Below are 25810 nucleotides of genomic sequence, written 5' to 3' on the forward strand. Positions count from 1 at the left end.
CCGTAGCAATCTAAGTAAACGTAAGGAAGTGTGCCATGCTCAACTTGATGGAAGTAAGCGAAACCAATTCGATGATTGAGCAAGAACAGCTCGACGTTCGCACAATCACAATGGGAATTAACCTGCTCGACTGTGCTTCGGAAAACCTGCAAGATGTTTGTCGCAATGTTGAGGCGAAAATTACGCGTCTTGCAAAAGATCTCGTCAAAACTGGCAACGATATTTCGCGCGATTACGGCATTCCGATTGTAAACAAGCGCATTACCGTAACTCCAATTTCGCTTGTTGGTGCGTCGGCTTGCAAAAAGCCTGAAGATTTTGTGCAAATTGCGCACGCGTTAGACAGGGCAGCACACACGGTTGGAGTTGATTTAATCGGCGGATATTCCGCGCTTCCTGCAAAGTCGATGACCGCATCTGACCGCATGCTTATTGAGTCGCTTCCGCAAGCTTTAAGCGAGACGGAAATTGTGTGCTCGTCTGTGAACGTTGGCTCAACTAGAACCGGAATCGACATGGATTGCGTGGAGCTGCTTGGGCGCACGGTTAAGAAGATTGCAGAGGCGACTGCTAGCAAAGATTCTTACGGATGCGTTAAGTTTGTGGCTTTTTGCAACGCTCCGGACGATAATCCGTTTATGGCAGGCGGCTTCCACGGCGTTACTGAAGGCGATGCTGTGATTAACGTTGGCGTTTCCGGACCTGGCGTTGTGTCGTGCGCGTTGGACGCTGCTCGCGGCAAAGACTTTGCTTTCCTGTGCGAAACGATTAAGCGTACTGCGTTTAAGATTACGCGAGTTGGGCAGTTGGTTGCGCAAGAAGCTTCGCGCAGGCTTGGAGTGCCGTTTGGAATTATTGATTTGTCGCTTGCGCCAACGCCTGCAGTTGGCGATTCCGTTGGCGAAGTGCTTGAGAAGATTGGTTTGGAACAGGTTGGAGCTCCTGGCACGACTGCTGCGCTCGCAATGCTGAACGATCAGGTGAAGAAGGGCGGAATTATGGCCAGCAGTTACGTTGGCGGACTTTCCGGAGCGTTTATACCTGTTTCGGAAGACGCGAATATGATTGCGGCTGCGAAATCCGGCTGCTTGACGATTGAAAAGCTTGAAGCAATGACTTGCGTGTGCTCTGTAGGCCTCGATATGATTGCGATTCCGGGAGATACTTCCGCTGCGACGATTTCCGGAATGATTGCGGACGAATCAGCAATCGGCATGATTAATCAGAAAACTACTGCAGTGCGCATTATTCCTGTGATTGGCAAGGGCGTTGGCGAGATGGCTAACTTCGGCGGATTGATGGGTTACGCGCCGATTATGCCGGTGAATCAGACCAGTTGCGAGGCTTTCGTTACGCGCGGTGGGCGTATTCCGGCGCCTGTTCACAGCTTTAAGAACTAGGGAATCAGCGTTTTCTTTGCGCGTGGAAATAAACGCTGGAAAATCTCCGGCAAATGTTCCAAAAACTAGCAAAAACAGAAATTAACGCGCGAACCCTACTTAACGTTTATTAGCAAAGGATCGCTATGCAATCCCGGAACGCGCTTATGTTGAAGCTGAATAACGTATATGCCGCGATCCACCTTAGGCAAATCCTCATCCGCAACGCAACCTTTGCCGGAATTAGAATTTGTATTCCAAGTAACTTTCTTCTCAAAATGATCGCCCTTAGCCATAAGCAAAGGATTCAAAGGCACATCTTCGCACTTATCAGATCGCCACACAGCGTGAGATAGCGAATCGTTACTTTTACTTGCGTCCTTAGTATCTACTGAATCGGTTTGATTTTTCGCATCCTTATTTTGCGAATCGTCCTTGCTGTTAGTAGCTTCGTCGCTAGTATTTACAGTGAGCACAGCGTTTATATTAGACGCGTCAATAAGGCATGAAGAATTTCCGTCATAAACAAATCGCTCTGTAATCTCAACACTTCCGCCCATCGGAACATTTTGAGAACTCGTGGAAAGCTCAAGTCGAATATTTCTAGCAGAACAACGAGGCGTTAAGCCAACAGGGCGAGGATCTGGCACAGCTTTACGCGAAATATTAACTTCGTGACCAGCAATAGCGCCGCCAATCGCAACAAAACCTTTGCATAAACTAATAACGCAAAATATTGCAATCGCAAGAATTAGCAACAGGGCTGTGCCTACTGCAATGCGGCGGCGGAGGTACATTCTGCGTCGAGCTGCGCTCATATTGTTGCGAGACTGTTTGCGAGACGGCTTGATAGACGGCTTGCGCGCGGGCTTTTGTGCAAGCTTGCTTTTGAGTTTATGCGTTAAATCGCTTGCGGGCTTGCTTGAAATTTTGCTTTTAATATTTTTCTTAAGCGACGTCGCCAACTTCGCGATTTTGCGCGCGGGAGTACGCATTGGCTTACGAGCCTTTATTTCGCTCACTTTTTTACGCAGCTTGCGTAGAATCCCGTCTGGCATAAACATAATTACTATTGTAATGCATCGTTTGATGAGCTCACTCGCCGCCGGCGAAACCGAGCTGCCTCCACGCTTCGTACACTGCAATAGAAGCGCAATTCGTAAGATTCAAACTACGAAGCGAAGGTCGCATTGGAAGACGAACCTGCTCTGCAACATGCGGGCCTGCCATAACATCCATCGGATCCGGAATATCTCCTGGTTCTGGGCCAAAAAGCAGAATATCGTTCGGCTTATACTCAATTTCGGTGTAAAGTTTCGTAGCATTCGCAGTAAACGCAATAATTCGCGAATTCGGCATCGACTCAACCAAATTCTCAAAATTCGGATGCAAAACAACGTGAGCCATATCGTGATAATCCAAGCCTGCGCGACGCAACTTAGTATCGTGCAAATTAAAACCGAGCGGCTCAACCAAGTGCAAAATCGTGCCAGTTACAGCGCAAAGACGAATTGCGGAACCTGTATTTCCCGGAATACGAGGGGAGTAGAAGCAAAGATGAGGGGTATGCGTTTCTGCGCGCGCAGCATCGTCGGCGCTGAGCATTGCGTCCATAACGCTAATCGGATTTCCGTGAGCGTCGGTTACGAGCTCGTCCGGGCCGTAGTTGGACTTGCGGTACCCGTACTCGTACATTTGCTCTACGCGGCTTGCGGCTGCTTTGTGTGCGTTAGCTTGCTCTTCGGTTTTTGCTTTTGCTTCTTGCGGATTCTCGCTGTTATTCATGCTATTCCTTAGCTTTTTAAATATTCCTTACGTAACTTCGTAGTCGTAACGTATTTAGTTTACTCGCAACTTGCACATTACTCTTTTTATTGATAGGGAAGTCTGGGGTTTTTGGTAGAGTGGACAGACTGTGTAAGGTGTGTCATATAGCGGGCATGCTCATGGAACCGAAGAAGGCGCCCGCGAATTACAATATGCTTAAATAAGCACCAAATTTGCCGCGATTTTCTTTAGTTTTCAAATATTGAATTAATTAACTAGCGAGTGATAAAGGAACGTCCATTGGCTGCTGAACAAGCTATGACGAGCACCACGAAAGTCATCGCACGTGCTGACGAGCATGATATTAAGCTGCACAAAGCGTCAGATCGTGTGAATTTTGGCTCCATTTGTGAGCCTATTGATGTGCCATACCTCCTCGGCGTACAAACCGACAGCTTTGATTGGTTGATCGGCTCTGAACGCTGGAAGAAGCGCGTTGCCGAAGATGAAGCAAACGGAACTCACACCGTGCCTCATGTTTCCGGTCTTGACGAAGTCTTCCAGGAGATTTCCCCAATCGAGAACTTTGCTGAGACGATGAGCCTCACATTCTCCGATCCATACTTTGAAGAACCACGCCACACTGTGCTTGAGTGCAAGGAAAAGGATTACACCTATTCTGCTCCACTTTATGTGAACGCTGAGTTTGAAAACGGCGAAACTGGCGAAATTAAGAGCCAGACCGTTTTCATGGGTGATTTCCCACTCCAAACTCCTCACGGCACCTTCATTATTGGCGGCACCGAGCGAGTAATCGTTTCTCAGCTTGTGCGCTCCCCAGGCGTGTACTTCGACCGTACGCAAGATCGCACTTCCGACAAGGATGTTTTCGGTGCGAAGATTATCCCAAGCCGCGGCGCATGGTTGGAATTTGAGATCGACAAGCGCGACGTTTTAGGCGTTCGCGTTGACCGCAAGCGCAAGCAGTCCGCAATCGTATTCCTTATGGCTATTGGCATGACGAAAGACGAAATTGCCGATGCTTTCCAAGGATATCCACTTGTTTTGGATGCGCTCGCAAAAGAGCCTATCGATACGCAAGACGATGCACTTACCGACTTGTATCGTAAGATTCGCCCAGCTGATACTGCAACTCCAGAAGCTGGCCGCAATCTTCTCGACTCCTTCTACTTCAACACAAAGCGTTACGATTTGGCGCGAGTCGGCCGCTACAAGATCAACCGCAAGCTTGGTCTTGAAGCTGACTACGGCGATCGCAGCTTGAACCGCGAAGATATTATCGCCACTATCAAATATTTGGTAACCTTACACGCAGGCGAAAAAACCTTCCCAGGTAAGCGCGACGGTCAAGACGTGCAGTTGCGTGTTGACGTTGACGATATTGATCATTTCGGCAACCGTCGTATTCGTCAGGTTGGCGAGCTTGTGCAAAATCAGCTTCGTACCGGCTTAAGCCGCATGGAGCGCGTTGTGCGCGAACGTATGACAACCCAGGATGCAGAAGCAATTACTCCGCAGTCCTTAATCAACATTCGCCCAGTAAACGCAACAATTAAGGAATTCTTCGGAACTTCCCAGCTCAGCCAGTTTATGGATCAAAACAATCCTTTGGCAGGCGTTACGAACAAGCGTCGTCTTTCCGCACTCGGCCCTGGTGGTCTTTCTCGCGATCGCGCTTCCATGGAAGTTCGAGACGTGCACCCATCCCACTTCGGACGTATGTGCCCAATCGAATCCCCAGAAGGTCCAAACATCGGTCTTATCGGTTCTTTGGCAACCTTCGGACGCATCAACCCATTCGGCTTCATCGAAACCCCATACCGCAAGGTTATTAACGGTCACGTAACTAACGAAGTCGAATATATGACTGCAGACCGCGAAGCCGAGCACGTTATTGCTCAGGCAAACCAGGAACTCGACGAAAACGGCAACTTCGTAGGCACTCAAGCACTTGCTCGCGTGGACGAAGAAGAAGCAGTCGATGTGCCTGTAAGCACTGTTGACTACATGGACGTTTCCCCACGCCAGATGGTTTCCCTCGGCGCTTCCTTGATTCCATTCTTGGAGCACGACGAAGGCCACCGTGCATTGATGGGTACGAACATGCAGCGTCAGGCTGTGCCGCTTATTAAGTCCGAGCGACCACTTGTTGGTACCGGCTCCGAATGGCGTGCAGCAGTTGATTCTGGCGACGTAATTTTGGCAGAAAAGCCGGGCGTAGTAACCTACGTTTCTGCAGATATTATTCGCGTTATGAACGACGATGGAACTCAGTCAAGCTACAAGCTTTCCAAGTTCCAGCGTTCTAACCAAACTACTTGCTACAACCAAGTGCCGCTTATTAAAGACGGCGAACGCGTTGAAGCTGGTACTGTTTTGGCAGACGGTCCTGCAACCGAAAAGGGCGAACTTGCATTGGGTAAGAATTTGCTCGTTGCGTTTATGCCTTGGAACGGTTACAACTACGAGGATGCTGTGATTATTTCCCAGCGTCTTGTGCAAGACGATACGCTTTCTTCTATTCATATTGAAGAATACGAAATCGACGCTCGCGAAACTAAGCTTGGTTCCGAAGAGATTACTCGCGATTTGCCAAACGTTGGCGAAGATGCGATTGCAAATCTTGACGAGCGCGGCATTATTCGCATCGGTGCTGAAGTTGAAGCCGGCGACATTTTGGTTGGTAAGGTAACTCCTAAGGGCGAAACCGAGCTTACTCCAGAAGAGCGTTTGCTCCGTGCAATCTTCGGCGAAAAGAGCCGCGAAGTGCGCGATACTTCTTTGCGCGTGCCACACGGCGAAACCGGTACTGTGATTGCAGTTAAGGAAATCACTCGCGAAGACGCTGAAGACGACGGCGACGAGCTTCCAAACGGCGTGAACCAAATGATTCGCGTCTACATCGCTCAGCATCGTAAGATTACGCAAGGCGATAAGCTTTCCGGCCGCCACGGCAACAAGGGTGTTATTTCCCGCATTTTGCCAGAAGAAGATATGCCATTCTTAGCTGATGGTACTCCAGTTGACATCATGCTTAACCCGTTGGGCGTGCCTTCTCGAATGAACTTGGGCCAGGTGCTCGAGCTTCACTTGGGTTGGATTGCTCACGCTGGCTGGGATATTAACTTGGATCCAGATTTGGAAGCAGCTTGGAAGAAGTACGTGCCGCAGGGCGCTGAGCATGGCGATCCATGCACTCCAGTTGCAACTCCAGTATTCGACGGCGTTCGCCCAGAAACTTTGAAGGGCTTGCTTTCTACAACCCTCGCAAATCGCGACGGCGACAAGCTTGTTGGCCCAGACGGTAAGGCAACTTTGTTCGATGGCCGCACTGGCGAGCCATTCCCGAAGCCAATTTCTGTGGGCTACATGTACATTTTGAAGCTGCATCACTTGGTTGATGATAAGATTCACGCGCGTTCCACTGGTCCTTACTCCATGATTACCCAGCAGCCGTTGGGTGGTAAGGCACAGTTCGGCGGCCAGCGCTTCGGCGAAATGGAAGTGTGGGCGCTCGAGGCTTACGGCGCTGCTTACACATTGCACGAAATGATGACCACGAAGTCTGATGACGTCGACGGCCGCGTGCGCGTGTACGGTGCTATCGTCAAGGGCGATAACCTGCCACCAGCTGGCATTCCTGAATCCTTCAAGGTGTTGCTTAAGGAAATGCAGTCGCTTTCCCTTAATGTTGAAGTGCTGAACGCTGAAGGCGTTGCAATCGACATGAAGGATGAAGAGGACGACCCAGTTTCATCTTCCGACGATCTTGGCTTCAATATTGGCGCTCGACCAGATTCGTCCGCCAAGGAAGACCAGATTGCTGTTGAACCTGAATACCAGTGATTCTGTAACCGATTCAGTAACTGATTTGCTAATTGATTCAGTAACTGATTCGGTAACGAACACACTTTAAGAAATTAAGAAACATTAGAAAACAATTTCATGAGACAGGACGATAAGAGTGCTGGACGTCAACGCATTTGACAAATTGAGGATTGGACTGGCAACCGCCGAAGATATCCGTAGCTGGAGCCACGGCGAAGTAAAGAAGCCAGAAACCATTAATTACCGTACCCTAAAGCCAGAGAAGGACGGTCTGTTCGGTGAGCAGATCTTCGGTCCAACTCGCGACTGGGAGTGCGCGTGCGGTAAGTATAAGCGCGTGCGCTTTAAGGGAATCGTGTGCGAGCGATGCGGCGTAGAAGTTACGCGCAGCCGCGTTCGCCGCGAACGCATGGGTCATATTGAGCTTGCAGCTCCGGTGACGCACATTTGGTTCTTCAAAGGTGTGCCAAGCCGTTTGGGCTACTTGCTCGACATTGCACCTAAGGATCTTGAAAAAGTAATCTACTTCGCAGCTTACATGGTTACGAAAGTCGATGAAGAGCAGCGTCATCAAGATCTTCCAGATTTGCAAGACGAATTCGATACCGAAATCGGCAATCTTCGCAAGCGCCGCGATAACGAAATCGAAGCGCGCGCAAAGAAAGTTGAAGAAGACTTGCACGAGCTGGAAGAATCTGGCGAAGGCAAAGGTGCTGCAAAATCTAAGTTGCGCGCTAGTGCAGAACGCGAAATGTCTGCTATTCGCACGCGTTACGATGAGCAGATTCAGCGTTTGAACGCCGTATTTGACCGCTTCAAGGGCTTGCGTGCCGGCGATATGGAAGGCGACGTTGACTTGTGGCGCGAGATGGAAGATCGCTACGGCGACTACTTCGAAGGCTGCATGGGTGCTGAAGCTATTAAGAAGCGTTTGCAGGACTTCGATTTGAAGTCTGCAGCAGAAGAGCTTCGCGCAGAAATCGACAACGGAACCGGTCAGCGCAAGGCTCGCGCTTTGAAGCGACTGAAAGTTGTAAACGCATTCTTGACTACTGGAAACAAGCCAGAAGCTATGGTTTTGGACGTAATTCCAGTAATCCCACCAGATTTGCGACCAATGGTTCAGCTTGACGGTGGCCGTTTCGCAACTTCCGATTTGAACGATTTGTATCGTCGTGTAATCAACCGTAACAACCGTTTGAAGCGACTTATTGAGCTCGGCGCTCCTGAAATCATGCTTAATAACGAAAAGCGCATGCTTCAGGAAGCAGTCGACTCGCTCTTCGACAACGGTCGCCGCGGACGCCCAGTAACCGGCGCATCCAACCGACCATTAAAGTCGCTTTCCGACATGCTTAAGGGTAAGCAAGGCCGATTCCGCCAGAACTTGCTCGGTAAGCGTGTTGATTACTCCGGCCGTTCCGTAATCGTCGTTGGTCCAAGCCTTCGCATGCATCAGTGCGGTTTGCCAAAGCCAATGGCATTGGAGCTTTTCAAGCCGTTCGTTATTAAGCGTTTGGTAGATCAGGGCTTCGCTCAGAATATGAAGAGCGCAAAGCGTTTGGTAGACCGCGGCGACTCCGAAGTTTGGGGCGTGCTCGAGGAAGTTATTTCCGAGCATCCTGTGCTTCTTAACCGCGCACCTACACTTCACCGCTTGGGTATTCAGGCATTCGAGCCAATTTTGGTTGAAGGTAAAGCAATCCACCTGCCACCACTTGCCTGCGCAGCATTCAACGCAGACTTCGATGGTGACCAGATGGCAGTGCATCTTCCGCTTTCTGCAGAAGCTCAAGCTGAAGCGCGCACTTTGATGATGGCTTCCGACAATATTTTGAAGCCAGCAGACGGCCACACCGTTACAATGCCATCTCAGGATATGATTTTGGGTCTTTACTACTTGTCTACCGTAATTGAGGGAGCCAAGGGTCAAGGCCGAATCTTCTCCTCGCTTGCTGAAGCTGAAATGGCTCTCGACAAGCATGAGATTGACATGCAAGCTAAGGTGCTGATTCGCGTTCCTGCAGACTTCGTTTTGCCAAAGGATTGGGAGCCTTCCGAGATTAAGGTTGTTGATCCTGAGCCAGGCAGCCCAGACGTTGTGCGCGAAGAGCGTTTTAAGGACGGAACTATACTTTTCGCAACTTCTTGCGGACGTATCTTGTTCAACGGAACTTTGCCAGTAGACTATCCGTTCGTAAACGAGCAGGTGCCAAAGGGCGTACTTTCTAAGATCGTCGACGAAATCGCAACCCGCTATTCTACAGCGCAAGTTGCAGCAACGCTCGACGCTTTGAAGGATCTCGGCTTTACGCGCGCTCCTTGGTCCGGCGTAACAATGGCATTCTCCGATATTGTGCTTCCTCCAAACCGCGAGGCAATTGCGCAAGATTACGAGGATCAGGCTGCAAAAATCAACTCTCAGTACGACATGGGTCTTCTTACAGACGAAGAGCGTCGTCAAGAATTGATCAACTTGTGGACTGAATGCACCGACAAGGTTGCAGACGCAATGCGCGAAAACTTCCATGATGACAACAACGTGAACATCATGGTTCAGTCAGGCGCACGTGGTAACTGGATGCAGATTCGTCAGATTGCTGGTATGCGAGGCCTCGTGGCAAACCCTAAGGGCGAGATTATTCCTCGACCTGTTAAGTCAAACTACCGCGACGGCTTGTCCGTGTTGGAGTACTTCATCTCCCAGCACGGCGCTCGTAAGGGCTTGGCAGATACCGCACTTCGTACGGCAGAATCTGGTTACTTGACTCGTCGTCTTGTGGACGTTTCGCAGGAAGTAATCGTTCGCGAAGAAGATTGCGGCACTAAGCGCGGTCTTGTTATGAAGATTGCTGATCGCGACGAAAACGGCAATTTGACGCTTGTTAAGGCTGCTGATGGTGGTCCATACTCGCGCTTGCTTGCTGCGGATGTTGTTGATCCTGCTGATGGCACTACAGTTTTGGCAAAGTGCGGCGATGCGCTTTCTATGGACGTTTTGCGCGATTTGGTTGCGCACGGCGTTGAGGAAGTTAAGGCGCGTTCTGTGCTTACTTGCGAATCCAAGCGCGGCGTTTGCGCAAAGTGCTACGGATGGTCCTTGGCTACGAGCCGACTTGTGGACGTTGGTGAGGCTGTTGGTATTGTTGCAGCACAGTCCATTGGTGAGCCTGGTACGCAGCTTACGCTTCGTTCCTTCCACTCCGGTGGTGTTGCTTCGGCTTCCGATATTACGCAGGGTCTTCCTCGTGTTACGGAGCTTTTCGAGGCTCGTACTCCTAAGGGCGAGGCTCCAATCGCTGAGTTCCCAGGTGTTGTGAAGGTTGAGGATACAGATCACGGCCGTCAGGTGACTTTGACACCAGACGACTCTACTGTTGAGCCAATCGTTTACCCTGTGACTCGTCGTGCTCCAATGCTTGTGAAGGATGGCGACCATGTTGAGGTTGGTACGCAGTTGATTGAGGGTTCTGTGGATCCTAAGAAGATTCTGCGTATTCTTGGCCCGCGTGCAGCTCAGGTGAATATCGTGGAAGAAGTGCACAACGTTTACCGTTCTCAGGGCGTTGATATTCACGATAAGCACATTGAGGTTATTGTGCACCAGATGCTTCGCCGCATTACGGTGATTGATTCTGGCGATACGGATCTTCTTCCTGGCGAGCTTGTTGACCAAGCAAAGTTCCGTGAAGCAAACTTGGCTGCTGTTAAGAACGGCGGAAAGCCTGCTGCCGGCCGACCAGAGCTTATGGGTATTACCAAGGCTTCTTTGGCTACGGATTCTTGGCTTTCTGCAGCATCCTTCCAGGAGACTACACGCGTGCTTACTGAAGCCGCCTTGAGCCAGAAGGAAGATGACCTTAAGGGCTTGAAGGAGAACGTGATTATCGGTAAGCTCATCCCAGCTGGTACCGGTTTGGCACGTTATCGCAACGCTAACGTTGAGCCGGATCCTCAGGTGCGCGACTCCATTTACCCGAACTTCGGTTTGGGTGGTGCTGACGGAACGCCATCAAACTTCGGCGAAAGCGACATGGCTGATGTTGACTTCTCCAACATTGACTTCGGCGACATGAAGCTTGGCGACGACTTTAATCCAGATGACTTCCTTGATGATCAAGGCGGTCAGGGCGATTACGGTGACGAAGCTGAGTGACGCTAGTCTGATATAAAAATGGGGCTTCAAGCTTTCGGGCTTGAAGCTCCTTTTTGTTGATTAAGATGTAGTCACAAAAATTCAGTAAAAGCTACATAAACTTTACAAGCGCGTATAGGAAATAACGTAATCGCGCTGAAAAGCTACAGAAACTTTACAAGCGCGTATAGGAAATAACGTAATCGTGCTGAAAAGCTATATAAACTTTGCAAGCGCGTATAGTAAATGTCGTTTGTGCGCTGGGAATTGTTAAAATACATATGTAAGTAGAGCAGAACGCGCGCTCACGTGCCGCACGCTTCAACAAAGGAACCGAATGAAAACCGTTGAAATTCAGCCAAAAGTAACTGCCAGCAATCAGCTCGCACCCAACTCAGCTGTAGCAACGGCAAATGCGAATATTGCGCTGATTAAGTATTGGGGCAAGCGCGACGAGAAGCTGATTCTGCCGTACACTTCCTCGCTTTCGCTTACGCTTTCGGATTTATACACGCAAACAGCCGTGAATTTTTCGGATGATTTTAGCGAGGATTCCGTTACTTTAGATGGCGAAAATCTTCTGCCGGGTAGTACGACTTTTCGTCGCGTAGTTTCGATGCTTGATTTAGTGCGCGAAAAAGCCGGAATTTCAACGAAAGCGAGAGTTGAGTCGCGAAATCACGTGCCTACTGCAGCCGGTCTTGCTTCAAGCGCTTCTGGATTTGCGGCTTTGTGTGCGTCGGCAGCTTTTGCTGCTGGGTTGAAGCTTACTCCGCGCGAACTTTCGCGTCTTGCGCGTCGCGGTTCGGGGTCTGCGTGTCGCTCGATTTTTGGCGGACTTGTGATTTGGCACGCTGGCGAGGATGACGAAACGTCTTACGCGGAGTCGATTGCGGATCTGATTACGGAGCCGATTGCGGAGCCTGAATCGCAAGCATCCGCGCCGAAAAATTTAAACCTTGCCATGATTGTCGTAACTTTGGACGAGCACAAAAAGGCGATTTCCAGCCGCGAAGCAATGCGTCGCACTGTTGAAACTTCGCCCGCGTACATGCCGTGGGTTGAGCAGTCGAAGTTGGACCTTGCCGAGGCGCTTGAGGCGATTCGCACAGCCGACCTTGAGAAGCTCGGCGAAGTTGTGGAACGTAACGCGCTCGGAATGCACGAGACTATGCACAAAGCTGCGCCGCCTGTGAATTATTTTACGGATAAAACTTACGCTGTGCTGCGTGCAGTGCGTGCTATGCGTGAGTGCGGTTGGCCGGTGTGGGCAACCATGGACGCGGGGCCGAATGTGAAAGTGCTTACGGACGGGGATTGCGCTGAGCGCGCGGCTGAGGAGTTGCGTGGGCGAGTTGAGTATGCTTTTATTCAGGGTGATTATGCGGATGGAGGCGTTGCGTGCGGCGCTAGCGATGCCGGCACTCCGCTATTTTCGATTGCGCGCGCTGGCGACGGCGTAAGCGTAAGTGTGAGTTTGGAACAGGCGGCGAAATTATGACTCAGGTGCAGGCGACCGCTCCCGGAAAGCTTTATATTGCGGGTGAATACGCGGTTGTTGACGGCGCGGCTGCGATTGTGGCGGCTGTGAATCGCTACGTAAAAGTTACTGTAGATGATGAAAATTTACAGTACGAAAATACGCAAGAAAATTTACGCGAAGATTTATGCGAAAACGCAAGTGAAAAGCGAAAATATTACGGAATAATCACCTCTGAAGGAGAAAATTACAAGCCGCTTTATTGGAATCGAGATTTAGGCGGAAATATTTTATATAGGGATGATTTAGATTCGGAAGATTCGGCAATTTCTTCTTCAGCAATTTCTTCAGATTTGTCACTTTCTGCAAAATCTTACTCTTATGTTCTTGCAGCAATGCGCGTAGTTGACGCATATGCGCGAGAAATTTGCGCGACAAATTGCGATCGTAACGTTTACAATTTGCATATTTCAAGCGAACTTGACGACGTAAAATCCGGCAAAAAGTACGGTCTTGGATCTTCTGCAGCAGTTACGGTTGCTGTGGTTCGTGCGCTTTGTAAGTGGTACGGTTTGAATCTTAAAACGTCAATGATTTCTAAGCTTTCGTTAATTGCTTCGTCAACTGTGAAGAAGTCAGGCAGTGGTGGAGATGTGGCTGCAAGCTCTTGCGGCGGCGTTATTTTGTACCGCGCATACAATCGCGAGTGGCTTGAAGCGGAACTTAGCCTTATAAATTCCGGTGACTCTAACTTCAATAAATTATTGAATAAAAAGTGGCCTCGACTGGAAATTAAACGAATAAATGTGCCGGAAACGCTAAAACTTTTGGTAGGTTGGACTGGTTCGCCTGCGTCGAGCGCTGAGTTGGTAAGTAGCGTCGAAAGTAGCGTAGAAAGTAGCGTCGAATCTACAGCAGAATCTACCGCAAACTTTACTTACCAAGATTTCTTCGAACAAAGCGAAATTTGCGTGCAAAAACTTGCGCAATCGCTAGAAAATTTCGAATTAGACAATATTTCCAGCGGTTTCGCAAAAAATCGCGAATTATTGCAAAAATTGAGCGCGCTAACTGGCACCGTAATCGAAACGCCGAAGCTTACGCAACTTATTGAAGACGCTGATTTCGTTGGAATTCCGGCGAAAACTAGCGGCGCTGGAGGAGGAGATTGCGGAATTGCTATCACCAAAATTTACGAAAATAATCGGATTGAATCTATGAAATCTGCTTGGGAGAATCACGGAATTGAGCCGCTGAATATTGAAATCGCCGAGAACGCGGAAGGCGTCGAGAATGCGGAAGGCGGCGAGAATGCGGAAGGCAGCGAATCGCCGGAAAATCAAGCTTCCCGAACAATCCAGCATCGAAAAGACGAGCATATTACGCTTGCGGACGAGCAGTATAGCGCTTACGCGAATTCCGGTTTTGATTCCGTGCGATTTATGCCGAATGCGTTGCCGCAGGTGGCTTTGGAGGAAGTTGATTCCAGCGTGCGCGTGTTTGCGCGTGTGTTTGAATCGGGAAGCGCACAAGCAAGCACTGCCTCAGCCACCCCAGCGACTGCCGCAAACTGGCGCTCGCCGCTGTATATTAACGCAATGACCGGCGGAAGTGCGCGCGCGCAAAAAGTGAACGCACAGCTAGCGCGTGTTGCAGCGAAAACTGGAGTCGCAATGGCAAGCGGATCGCTAAGCGCAGCCCTTCGAGACGACGCACTAGCCGGTACTTTTAGCGTGATTGGAAGCGAAAATCCGCGCGGTTTCGTAATGGCGAACGTGAGTGCAGGAACGAGCGCAAGCGATGCTATGCGAGCTGTGAGTATGCTTCAAGCGAACGCGCTGCAGGTGCATTTGAACGCGGCTCAGGAGCTGGTGATGCCGGAGGGCGACCGCGATTTTCGAAATTGGCTTAAAAATATTGAGCAGATTGTGCGCGAGTGCGAGTCGGCGCGCGTGCCGGTTATTGTTAAGGAAACTGGTTGCGGAATGACGGCTCGCGATGTTTTGCGTTTGCGCGATGTTGGCGTGCGCGCTGTTGATGTTTCTGGGCGCGGCGGCACGAATTTTGTGTCTATTGAAAACGCTCGTCGCGCGCGCGGCGTGTACGATTATTTGGCTGATTGGGGTCTTACAACCGTTGAGTCTTTGCTTGATATTCGAAAGTGCGAGGCGCTTAAATCTAATCCGGTGGAGATTTTCGCGAGTGGAGGAGTGCGTACGCCACTTGATGTTGTGCGAGCGCTTGCGTTAGGCGCTTCGGCAGTAGGTGTTGCCGGCGAGTTTTTGCACACGCTTATGCGCGAAGGCGAGGATGCACTTACGCAACAAATTGCAGATTGGCAGGAGCAGATTCGAGTAATTATGGCGCTTCTTGGTTGCAAGAATGTTGCGGATTTGCGCGAAAAAACTGAGTTCGTGCATGCGGATTGTCTTGGTAAGTGATATACTTGTGTAGTTGTGCGTTCAGGCGTGCTTATTTATTTGTGCGATTTGCTTTGGTAATTTGCTGAAGTTATTTGCGTGAGTAGTTTGTTCGTTTGAATGACGCAAGACTTGCAAGTCAAAGAAAATAGGAGTCCATTATGGCAGCTCGTTGCGCAGTATGTGGCAAGGGACCGCAGACCGGTTTCAGTGTTTCACATTCGCATATCCGCAATAAGCGCACCTTCCGCCCGAACCTTCAGCCGGTTCGCACCACCATTGATGGCGAAAATGTTCGCCTTCGTGTGTGCGTAAAATGCATTAAGGCTGGCAAGGTTCAGCGCGTTGAGGCGTGAATCGCGCATTGTATTGCGTTTAAATCGTAAAGGCCCTGAGCAGTGCTCGGGGCTTTTTTGTATTCGCATCTTCTCCCGCAAATGTTCCACGTAACCGCTAACCAGAGGCTCTAACGCAGTAACTGTACTGCGCGAATGTCTAATTCTGTCATTCTTCAGGCCTTAACGCAGTATGTCATCTGCACGAATGTCCGAAAACGAGCAATCAGAGGCTCTAACGCAGTACGCAATCTGCGTGAATGTTCCTGTAGCTTTGCAGTCGTGCTTTGCATACATAGATTACTTGTTGCTTAGAGAACACTAGCGTCTGCGCTGATGCACACACCACGTCGTGAATTATTACCGCGCATTCCACAGCAGCGTGGTTTTGCAACTTTAGTTGTAGGAATATTAGTGTGGTAGAGATTTGAGATTTTTCGCACTGAACGCGGCACGCTCGCGCGGAACGCGCTCGCTACTGAGCTTGCGTTGAAAGCACACCGTGCTTTCAACTTGAGCAAGCTCACGCTCCGAATTGCTTTCGCGCGCTACGCTCTAAGCGCGAAAGCAGGTCGTCGCGCAGAGCCGAAGGCTGCTGACAAGCCGAGCGAAGAAGAAAAATCGAAAAATCTCTGCGATGAGGCACGGTTATTAAAGATTAAACACGCAGAGTTTGGGGGATTTCTCTACGAGCACTAAAAGAGGACTGAGAAGCTACATTCTTTAGAGAAAGGCGAACACAATAAGCGACTTTAGCAGCCAGAGCGCACGAAGGACGGGACGTGCGAGGAGAGAAATCCCCCAAAACTCGCGCAACATCAAGCAAGGAACTTCCAAAAACTCGCTACGCTCGCGCGAAAGCAGTTCGGAGCGAGAGTAAGTAAATGCTTTGCGGATGATTTATAATCGAAATATGCTAAATACGCCCACGAACTCAGCCAAAACGCACGCTGCACTTTCCTCAATAATCCCCAACAAGCGCCGCGTTTCCGCACTGAAGTCGCTCGGCATCATCACAATCGAAGACGCGCTAACTTACTACCCGTTCAGAGTTACGAAACCGCTAAAAATCGCGCGTTTGAGAGATGTGCGAATCGGCGAGGAAGTGGCATTTTATGCGCAAATACAGTCGATTAACGTTGTGCCAATGAACGCGCGCCGTGGGTTTAGGCTTGAAATCAACGTTTTGCAGGATCAGGAATCTTCTGCGCAACTTATTTATTTTTCGAAAAATCGCGCGTATGCCAATTGGCTTTCGTCGAGGATGCAGGTTGGTGCAAACGTTGTGATTGGCGGCGTGTCGAGCACTTTTAATGGTAGATTGCAATTTGCGCATCCGCAGGTTTTGACGGTTGATTCGGCTGAAAATCGCGAAGATTTGCCAAAATCTTTCGATACTGTTGGTAGCGTTGAGGAGGGTTTGGCGCGTCTTTGCGCGCCGCAGCCGGTTTATCACGCGAATTCGCGAATTTCCAGCGAGCATATTCACGAAACTATACTTTTTATACTTTCTGCGCTTGCACCAACTAATGCGGACGCGCCAGAACAATCAGCTCCCACAGCCTCCGCACTTTCCGCTCAAATCCCAAATATTCTGCCGGAATCTGTTCGCACAAAACGCAATCTCATGACTCGCGCGGAAGCAATTTGCGCAATTCACAATCCAAAATCAACCGACGAATTTCACAAAGCTATTGCCACGTTGCGCTACGAAGAAGCTTTTGTTTCGCAAGTTGCGGTATTGCAATCTCGCGAAAATTCTAAAGCTAATCAAGCAAAATCATGTAATAATTCTTGTTTCCGCAATCAATTTATAGAAAGTTTACCGTTTGATCTTACGCACGGTCAGCAAGAAGTTATTGACGAAATTGTTGCGGATATGCGTGAGCGCCGTCCGATGCGCCGCCTGCTTCAGGGCGAAGTTGGTTCCGGCAAAACGGTTGTGGCACTTTGCGCTATGCTTGAGGCGGTTGGTTCGGGTTATCAGGCGGTTTTGGTTGCTCCAACGCAGGTTCTTGCTTCGCAGCACGCCGAAAATTTGCGGCAAATGATTTCTCGCGCAAGTCTAAAAGTGCCTGTAATCGTTGTGACTGGAGGCATGAAGCTTGCGGAGCGTCGCTGCGCGCTTGCGAGCGTTGCGAGTGGGGAGCCTGCGCTGATTGTGGCAACTCATGCGGCTTTTTCCGCGACTTTTAAGCCGACTAATTTGGCGCTGGTTGTGATTGATGAGCAGCATCGTTTTGGCGTTGCACAGCGAGATGTGCTTATGCGCAAAATGAGCGAAGATTCTCACACCGAAAACTCGAACACCGAAAATTCGCAAATAACCCCGCATCTTTTGGTTATGACAGCAACGCCTATTCCGCGCTCTGCTGCTATGACTTGGTTCGGCGATTTGGACGCTTCGTATTTGACGGAGCTTCCGGGCGGCAGAAAGCCGATTCGCACTTTCGTTGTGCAGGAATCGGACGCGAGTACGATGGCGCGCATGTTTTCGCATATTCGCGCGCGAATTGACGCGGGGGAGCGCGCGTACGTGGTTTGTGCGCATATTGAGGATGACGATTTGGCGAATGCTGCAACCGTCTCCGCAACCGCCGCCGCCAGCGATGATTCCGATTTAGCAGCCCCAAACCTGCCTTCCGCACGTAAATTGCACACAGTTACTGGCATTTTGAAGCGTCTTTCTGCGCTTCCGCAATTCAAAGGTATTAAATTTGCGCAACTTACCGGCCGCGACGACGACGCAACAAAGCGCGAAACTATGGAGAGTTTTTTGCGCGGTGACGTGCAAGTTTTGGTTGCAACTACTGTGATTGAGGTCGGCGTTGACGTGCCGCAAGCAAGTTGCATTGTGATTTTTGATGCGGATCGTTTTGGTCTTGCGCAATTGCACCAGTTGCGTGGTCGCGTTGGGCGAGGTGGCACGAATTCTTGGGCATTTTTGATTGCGCAAACCGATGATGACACGGTTGCTCAGGAGCGCTTGAAAGTTGTTGAAAATTCCCTTGATGGCGCGGTTATTGCGCAAAAAGATTTGGAATTGCGTAATGTTGGCGACGTTCTTGGCGATTCGCAATCCGGCGGAAGGTCGAGTTTGAAGCTGCTTCGTGTTGTTGAAGATGCGAAGATTATTGCGGAAGCGCGAGAAGATGCTGCGGAAATTTTGCGCGACGATGTGCATCTTACGTCGCTTAAGAATCTCGCTGGCGCTGTTCTCGACTTTACGCGCGGCGGAAGTGCGCAAATCGTAAGTAATTAAAAAATTTAGGATATTATGCGTAAGAAATTAAAAAACTTAAGTAATTGCGCATAAAAAATTAAAAAACTTAAGTAATTAAAATCTTAAATTGATAAATTTTTGTGCAAAAATTTCCAAAAATTTACCAAAATCATACCTAAAATGGTAGTTTTCGCGCAAAAATAAACAAAAATACAGAAAATTTTATAAATTTACGTGCATATTATTCGAATTGCGAATATCCTAGAAGTAATGCAAAGGTAAGAATCATTTGTAATCGCATTAGAGATGAGGGCACAATGACTGAACGTGAACAGCAAATCTTGGCGTGGATTCAACAAAACCCAATGATTAGCCAACAAGAGCTTGCAAATCTTGCAGGAATTACACGTTCTGGCGTTGCGGCGCATATTTCTAATCTCGTTCGCAAAGGCTACTTGCGCGGCAAAGGCTATATTGTTACGCCTCCGAGCTACGTCACGGTTGTTGGCGGCATCAGCATGGATGTTCTCGGCATTGCTTGCGGCGATTTAATGGATTACACGTCTAACGCTTCGCGCGTGCGCTACATGCTTGGTGGCGTTGGTCGAAATATTGCGGTTGCTTTGGAGCGACTTAACGTGCGAACCAGCATGGTTTCGGTGTACGGCGGCGACCATAATGGCGAATTGTTCCGCATTGATGCGGCTGCGAACGGCTTGGATATTGGTTACGCAAAGCAGCTTCCGGATTCTATGACGGCTTCGTATATGTATGTTGGCGACGCTTCCGGCCAGCGCTTGCTCGCTTTGGACGATATGAGCATTTACGATCACATGACTCCTGATTTTCTGCGCGAGCGTATGTCGATTATTGAAAATGCTGATATTTTAGTGATGGATACGAATATTCCGCAAAAGTCGCTTGAATGGCTGTGTGATAGGTATCGCCGCCCGATTGTGGTTCGCGCTATTACTGATGCGAAGGCTCCGCGCGTGCTGTCGAGATTGTCTAAGATTGATACGCTTGTTTTGGATACCGCAGAATCGCAGGCTCTTACTGGCATTAATGCGATTGATGAGCGTTCTGCTATGCGTTGCGCGAGTGCGCTGCTTAAGCGCGGCGTGAAGCACGTGTTTGTGAATGCTGGTCGTGCTGGAGTTGCTTACGGCGTGGCTGATGAAGGCGTGTCGTTCTATCCGGTGCCTGTGAAGCGCGTTCAGCGTATGATGCTTGCGCATGGCAATGGTTCGGATGGTGTGAAAGCGGTTGGCAACGATAACGGTTCTAGCGATACTGCTACGGCTGCTTTGATTTACGCTCGTTATAACGATTTTGATTCTGCTAAGACAGGTCGTTTTGCGGTTGCTGCTGCCGCGCTTAATACTGAGTCCATGCAGCCGGTGCATGAGTCGTTTACGCCGGAATTGGTGTTAAGCCGCATGGATAGCATTCACGAGCGCGCGTAAGCCGAGTAAGTTTCGTAAGTTTCGTAAGTTTCGTAAGCTGCGTAAGGCGCTATCTATTTATTTTATTTATCTATTTATTTTATTTATTTAGATATTTTATTGCGTTACTTTATTGCGCTATCTATTTTATTTTATTTTATTTATCTATTTATTTATTTTATTTAGTTATTTGAAACGAAACTGTAGTATGCTATACTTGTAAATCGTCATTTGTTTATAATCATAAACAAATGTTAATTAACCGAAATTATACAATTTTATAACGCAATGAAGCGAAAAGGAGTGATGATGACTTCTGTCATCCTTGATTGTGATCCAGGTCATGATGATGCCATGGCTATTTTGCTAGCACTTGGCAACCCAAATATTGATTTGATTGGCGTAACTACAGTTGGCGGCAACCAAAGCCTCGAAAAAGTTACGTATAACGCGCGCGCAACGCTAGAAATGGCGCACGCAACGAATATTCCTGTGCACGCAGGATGCGATCGCCCTATGATTCGTCCGCTGGAAGTTGCGGCCGCAGTACACGGCGAAACCGGCTTGGACGGCGTAACTCTTCCGGAGCCAACGCGTCCGCTGGACGAAGGTCATGCTGTTAACTGGATTATTGACACTATTATGAGCCACGAGCCTGGCACGATTACGCTTGTGCCAACCGGCCCGCTTACGAATATTGCTATGGCTGTGCGCATGGAGCCGCGAATTGTGAGCCGTGTGAAGGAAGTCGTGCTTATGGGCGGCGGCTATCACGTTGGAAATTGGAGCGCGGTTGCGGAGTTCAATATTAAGACGGATCCGGAAGCTGCGCACGTTGTGTTTAACGAGGCGTGGCCAATTACGATGGTTGGTCTTGATTTGACGCATCAGGCTCTTTGTACGCCGGAAGCTCAGGCAAAAATTGACGCAGTTGGAACGCCTCTTGCCGCGTTTGCTAGCGGTTTGATGGACTTCTTCCGCAAGGCATACCAGAATAATCAGGACTTTATTGATCCGCCTGTGCATGATCCTTGCACGATTGCGTATTTGATTGATCACAGCGTTGTTAAGACTCGTCGTTGCCCGCTTGACGTTGAAATTAAGGGTGATTTGACGCTTGGCATGACTGTTGCGGATTTGCGTGGGCCGGAGCCTTCTGCTGAAGAGTGCCATACGCAAGTTGCGACGAAGCTTGATTTTGATAAATTCTGGGATTTGATTGTCGACGCGCTTAAGCGTATTGGCTAATCGTACTAGAATTATTGCGGATATTTTCCAGGTACTATCTACCGAAAGTAGAATCTACCGAAAGTAGAATCTACCGAAAGTACTATTTACCGAAAGTAAAAGTACTATCAAATTTTGATACGAGGTTACTATGACTGAGGTTTCATCTCCAGCGCCTTCGATGTTAGATAAAGGCGGCCGCTCAATCGTAGCGCTAATGACGGCGCTGCTTGTGGCAATTTTTGCATTCCAACTCAACGCTTCAATGCTTTCTCCAGCATTGGCAACGATGACGAAAGAGCTTAACACAACCGATACGCAAATCGGCTTAACGCAAACGGTATTCTTCACTGCAGCGGCTTTGTTCTCGCTGTTTTTGCCGCGATTAGCTGATTTGGTTGGTCGTAAGAAAGTGCTTATTGGCATTTTAATTTCTACGATTTTAGGTTGCGTTGTGTCGGCGCTTGCTCCAGACGTTAACATTTTGATGATTGGCCGTATTTTGCAAGGCGCGTCCGGCCCTGTGGTGCCAATGTGCTTAATTATGTTGCGCGTGCGCGTGACGGAGGAAAAGCGTTACGCAAAGTTGATGGCAATCTTAACTTCCGTAAACGGCGGTATTGCAGGCGTTGACGCGCTTCTTGGCGGATGGCTTGCTGGTCGTTACGGATTCCGTTCCGTGTTCTGGACTATGGCCGGTATTGCTGTTGTTGCAGTGATTATGGTTGTGCTTGCTGCTGACGAATCTCATGCTGATGAAACGCCGCGAATGGATTGGCTGGGCGTTATAACGCTTGGTATTGCGTTCTTGGCTGCTTATCTTGCAATTAACGAGATTGATAAGCTCGCTTCCGCAAACTTGACGATGATTGCAGGACTTGTGGTTGTGGCTGTTGTGTTCTTCGTTGTGTTCTGGAAGATTGAGGGCAATAGCGCGGCTCCGCTTGTTTCTACGCATTACATGAAGCAGCGTCGTACGTGGGGCTTGCTCCTTTCCACGCTTTTGACTATGACCGGCGTGTTCGCTTTGATGAACGGCGTTGTGCCACAGCTTGCTCAGGATGCGAAGGCTGGTGCGCATTTGGGTGCTAGCGTTGTGAGCTTTGCAACGCTTACTCCTTACGCAATTATTGGCTTCTTGTTTGGTCCTGTGGCAGGTATGCTTGCTGCAAAGTTTGGATACCGTTTGGTGCTTCGCGTGGGCATTTTGTTGAGCATGGTTGGCGTGCTTTTTGGCATTTACGTTGCCGGAGTGCCTTCTGTGTGGGCGCTTGTGGTGCTTTCGCTCGCTATGGGCGTAAGCTACGCTGGCATTGCAAACATTATGCTTAACGGACTTGGTATTGTGCTTTCGCCAAAAGATAATCCAGGCTACTTGCCAGGCATGAATGCTGGTGCGTTTAACTTGGGTGCAGGCTTGAGCTTTGCAATTCTTTACGCTGTGATGACTAATGTTGCTGGAACTAATGGCGCAACAGGCGGATACATGGCATCGATGGTTGCGGGCATTATTTTGCTTGCTTTGGCTCTTGCTTGCTCCTTCTTGATTCCGGATCCTGAAGAAGTAAATAAGTAAGTAGGGTTGTTTTTGACTGCAAACGCCGGGGAACTTTCCCCGGCGTTTGTTATTTCGCGACGACTTTCTGAGCGCTTAGACTGTGGCGCGAGTTCTCGTTACTGTGGAGCGAGTTCTCGTTGCTGTGGAGCGAGTTTTGGGGGATTTCTCTCCTCGCATGCGCGACGACCTGCATAATTCGCGACCTTCGTGCAGTTGGTGTACTGCGTTAAGGTCTGAAGAATGGCAGAATGAGACCTTCGTGCAGATGAGTTTCTGCGCGCGGGTTGGAAGAGGTGCGGAATGAGGCTCTAGTGCAGTAACTAATCTGCGTCCGGGTCTGAAGAATGGCAGAATGAGACCTTCGTGCAGTCGTCGCGCTGCGTTAGGGCCTCTGGTTGGTGGTTATGAGGAAACATTGCCGGGGAATGCGCGGCGATTGTTGTCGTTTGAGGTTGCAGTTAAGCTAAAAGTATGCATATTATTGCCGGACGTTTTAAATCTCTGCCGCTCACTTCGGCGCAATCATGTACCAGGCCTACCACGGATCGCACGAAGGAGGCCATTTTTTCGCGCCTCGATTCGTGGGATGTTATGGCGAATGCGCGCGTGCTTGATTTATTCGCCGGCACAGGTGCGCTCGGCGTTGAGGCGCTTTCTCGAGGCGCGCGCGAGCTGGTTTCGGTTGAAGCGAACGCTCAAGCTGCATCTCTTATACTTCGCACTGCGAAGACGTTGCAGAGTTCGAAATCGTGGGATAATACGCTTTCGATGCGCGTTATTCGTAAGCGCGCTGAGCAGTTCGTTGCGGATTATAGTGGGGAAGCGTTTGAGTTGGTGTTTATTGATCCGCCATATGCTTACGAAACTGCGGATTGCGAAAGTTTATTGGCTTCGATGATTGCTAGCGGCGTTGCGAGCGTTGCTGCAGATACGCTTATTGTGCTTGAGCGTAGTACGCGTAGTGTTATGCCGTTGATTCCGGATGGATGGGAGCTGTTTGATACGCGCAATTACGGCGAAACTGCGGTGCTGTTTATTCAGCCTTCTCGAAACTAATTTATTTTTCAGATTCGTTACAATCTGTTTTTGTTTAATGTGGCGCGAGTTTTGGGGGATTTCTCTCCTCGCACGTCCCGTCCTTCGGGCGCTCTGGCTGTTAAAAGAGTTTAGTGTGTTCGCCTATCTTTAAAGAATGTAGCTTCTCAGTCCTCTTTTAGTGCTCGTAGAGAAATCCCCCAAACTCTGCGTGTTTAATCGTTAATAACCTCGTTTTATCGCAGAGATTTTTCGATTTTTCTTCTTCGCTCGGCTTGTCAGCAGCCTTCGGCTCTGACGTCCGCCTTCGTTCAGTGCGAAAAATCTCAAATCTCACCACACGAATATTCGTACATTTAAGCTAGCGTACTAAACAGGTGGTGGTGTGGTGGTAGTTAGATTTGGTGTTGTGTGTGCAGCAGCAATACTGTTTCCGGAAAATTTCAGGCAGTTTGTTGTTAGTGCAAGGTTTTGCGGGGATGATCGGCAGAAACTTCCCAGCCGAGAGACATTAGCGTTTTGCGATCCGCTTTATCTAGCGCGCGGCAGTCAAGTCGCTCAATCAAATCCGGACGAATCTCGCTAGTTCTAGAAATCGCTTCGTCGCGGCGGAATCTGTCAACTTTCGCGTGATTTCCGGAAGTTAGCACCTCTGGAACGCTTATTCCGCGCCACGTAGTCGGACGCGTGTACTGGTGGTGCTCCAAAAGCGCATCCGCACCCGTATACGACTCCTCAACAATCGACTCAGGATTTCCCATAAACCCAGGAATCAACCGCGTAATTGCCTCAAGCATAACGCTTACAGCCACTTCGCCGCCGTTAAGCACGTAATCGCCAATAGAATACTCGCGCACGTCAACGCCTTGCGCGCGGTAATATTCCGGGATTCGCGCGTCGTAGCCTTCGTATCTGCCGCAGCCAAAAAGCAGATGCTTCGCACGGCTTAGTTCGGTTGCGTCTTTTTGCGTAAATAGTGGGGCAGATGGATTAGGGAAGATAAGAATCGGTAAATCCTGCGTATCCTGCGCATCCTGCGTGTCCTGCAAATTCAGCAACTCATCTAAGCATTCCGCCCAAACTTCCGGCTTCATAACCATGCCAGCGCCGCCGCCAACTGGAGTATCATCAACCGATTGATGCACATCGTGAGTCCACTTGCGCAAATTATGCGCGCGAATCTCAAGCAAGCCGTTATTTTGCGCCTTGCCGAGCAAACTCAAGTCGAGCATTTGAAAATACTCGGGAAATACGGAAACAATATCGATGTTCATCATAATGCACTCTACTACGAAAGTTACGAAAGTTACGAAAGTTACGAAAGCTACGAAATATATTAAAGCTACAAAAGCTACGCAAGTCCTGGAATCAAGCCGCCCGGAGGATCAATAGTCAAATATCCTGCATCAACGTCAACTTCCGGCACAAGAGCCTCCACAAACGGCACAAGCGCAGTCTTATTATCGTCGTCAACCGGCTGATTTAAGCGGATTTTAAGCAAAGATTGCGCGCCGTCGAGCACGTCCACAACTTTTCCAATAGCGCCAGCAGGAATCCCAAGCTGATTTTCCTCGCAAAGACGCGCTTCCAACCCAACTAAATCCTTAATATACCAAGCATTTTCGGCAGCGAGCTCTTTAGCATCTTCTGCATGCACGTATAATTCTAGGCCGTTAAGAGATTCGGCATCGTTGCGGTTTTGCGCTTCTTCAAACAGCAGAATCCAGCGGTTTTTGAAGGTTCGCGCGCGCTCAATAACAAATTCGCGTGAACCTTCGGCATCGGTAGTGCAGAGCACGCTTCCTGGCTTAAAACGCTCGTCAGGCTCGTCCGTAAAGACTTGCACAGTAACTTCGCCTTTTAATCCTTGGGCTTTTCCGATACGACAAACCCTCAGCAGGTCGTTACGACTTTGCTGAGGGTTGTCAAAAGATTGTTGGTCTAAGGCCACGTTCAT

The 25810-nt window shown here is 49.4% G+C and carries 15 protein-coding genes; 11 read left to right on the forward strand and 4 right to left on the reverse strand.

What is annotated here, in order from left to right; translation table 11 throughout:
* Positions 1 to 35 precede the first annotated feature (35 nt).
* Positions 36 to 1400: a DUF711 family protein gene (locus tag ACTJLE_RS03525; protein WP_481267452.1), complete on the forward strand. Its 1365-nt coding sequence runs from the start codon at positions 36 to 38 to the stop codon at positions 1398 to 1400.
* A gap of 95 nt (positions 1401 to 1495) precedes the next feature.
* On the opposite strand, the gene ACTJLE_RS03530 is transcribed toward ACTJLE_RS03525, so the two are convergent.
* Both ACTJLE_RS03530 and ACTJLE_RS03535 read right to left on the reverse strand, forming a co-directional pair.
* Complete coding sequence (locus ACTJLE_RS03530; RefSeq protein WP_481267453.1) at positions 1496 to 2197, reverse strand: peptide ABC transporter permease; 702 nt, start codon at positions 2195 to 2197, stop codon at positions 1496 to 1498.
* Positions 2198 to 2474: 277 nt separating this feature from the next.
* The gene (locus ACTJLE_RS03535; RefSeq protein WP_481267454.1) at positions 2475 to 3164 is read right to left on the reverse strand and encodes a tRNA (cytidine(34)-2'-O)-methyltransferase; all 690 of its coding nucleotides are present in this window, start codon (positions 3162 to 3164) and stop codon (positions 2475 to 2477) included.
* Positions 3165 to 3464: 300 nt separating this feature from the next.
* Between ACTJLE_RS03535 and rpoB the strand changes: the two genes are divergently transcribed.
* From rpoB to rsmD, 10 genes are all read left to right on the forward strand, one after another.
* The gene (gene rpoB / locus ACTJLE_RS03540) at positions 3465 to 7013 is read left to right on the forward strand and encodes a DNA-directed RNA polymerase subunit beta (RefSeq protein ID WP_481267508.1); all 3549 of its coding nucleotides are present in this window, start codon (positions 3465 to 3467) and stop codon (positions 7011 to 7013) included.
* A 118-nt stretch (positions 7014 to 7131) separates the two neighbouring features.
* A complete protein-coding gene (locus tag ACTJLE_RS03545; protein WP_481267455.1) occupies positions 7132 to 11151 on the forward strand; it encodes a DNA-directed RNA polymerase subunit beta' in 4020 nt (1339 codons plus the stop codon).
* Positions 11152 to 11467: 316 nt separating this feature from the next.
* On the forward strand, positions 11468 to 12631 hold the full coding sequence (gene mvaD / locus ACTJLE_RS03550; protein WP_481267456.1) for a diphosphomevalonate decarboxylase: 1164 nt from the start codon (positions 11468 to 11470) through the stop codon (positions 12629 to 12631).
* The gene (gene fni / locus ACTJLE_RS03555) at positions 12628 to 15051 is read left to right on the forward strand and encodes a type 2 isopentenyl-diphosphate Delta-isomerase (RefSeq protein ID WP_481267457.1); all 2424 of its coding nucleotides are present in this window, start codon (positions 12628 to 12630) and stop codon (positions 15049 to 15051) included. Before mvaD ends, fni begins: the two co-directional genes overlap by 4 nt.
* Before the next feature lie 140 nt (positions 15052 to 15191).
* Positions 15192 to 15386 carry a 50S ribosomal protein L28 gene (gene rpmB, locus ACTJLE_RS03560; RefSeq protein ID WP_004105392.1) on the forward strand — a complete coding sequence of 65 codons (195 nt, stop codon included), beginning with the start codon at positions 15192 to 15194 and terminating at the stop codon, positions 15384 to 15386.
* Between the two features lie 874 nt (positions 15387 to 16260).
* Positions 16261 to 18627, forward strand: a complete 2367-nt coding sequence (locus ACTJLE_RS03565; protein WP_481267458.1) for an ATP-dependent DNA helicase RecG — start codon at positions 16261 to 16263, stop codon at positions 18625 to 18627.
* A 278-nt stretch (positions 18628 to 18905) separates the two neighbouring features.
* Positions 18906 to 20054: a PfkB family carbohydrate kinase gene (locus tag ACTJLE_RS03570; protein ID WP_481267459.1), complete on the forward strand. Its 1149-nt coding sequence runs from the start codon at positions 18906 to 18908 to the stop codon at positions 20052 to 20054.
* Between the two features lie 288 nt (positions 20055 to 20342).
* Entirely contained in the window at positions 20343 to 21281 is a 939-nt protein-coding gene (uriH, locus tag ACTJLE_RS03575) for a uridine-preferring nucleoside hydrolase UriH (protein WP_119486905.1), read from the forward strand.
* A 130-nt stretch (positions 21282 to 21411) separates the two neighbouring features.
* A complete protein-coding gene (gene uriT / locus ACTJLE_RS03580; protein WP_481267460.1) occupies positions 21412 to 22836 on the forward strand; it encodes a uridine transporter UriT in 1425 nt (474 codons plus the stop codon).
* Between the two features lie 453 nt (positions 22837 to 23289).
* Complete coding sequence (gene rsmD / locus ACTJLE_RS03585; protein ID WP_481267461.1) at positions 23290 to 23874, forward strand: 16S rRNA (guanine(966)-N(2))-methyltransferase RsmD; 585 nt, start codon at positions 23290 to 23292, stop codon at positions 23872 to 23874.
* A 437-nt stretch (positions 23875 to 24311) separates the two neighbouring features.
* On the opposite strand, the gene trmD is transcribed toward rsmD, so the two are convergent.
* Together trmD and rimM are read right to left on the reverse strand one after the other, a co-directional pair.
* Positions 24312 to 25127, reverse strand: coding sequence for a tRNA (guanosine(37)-N1)-methyltransferase TrmD (gene trmD, locus ACTJLE_RS03590; RefSeq protein WP_481267509.1), 816 nt, complete (start codon positions 25125 to 25127; stop codon positions 24312 to 24314).
* 77 nt (positions 25128 to 25204) lie between these two features.
* On the reverse strand, positions 25205 to 25810 hold the full coding sequence (gene rimM, locus ACTJLE_RS03595; RefSeq protein ID WP_481267510.1) for a ribosome maturation factor RimM: 606 nt from the start codon (positions 25808 to 25810) through the stop codon (positions 25205 to 25207).

It is taken from the genome of Gardnerella sp. CCPDSM (genome assembly GCF_056754715.1).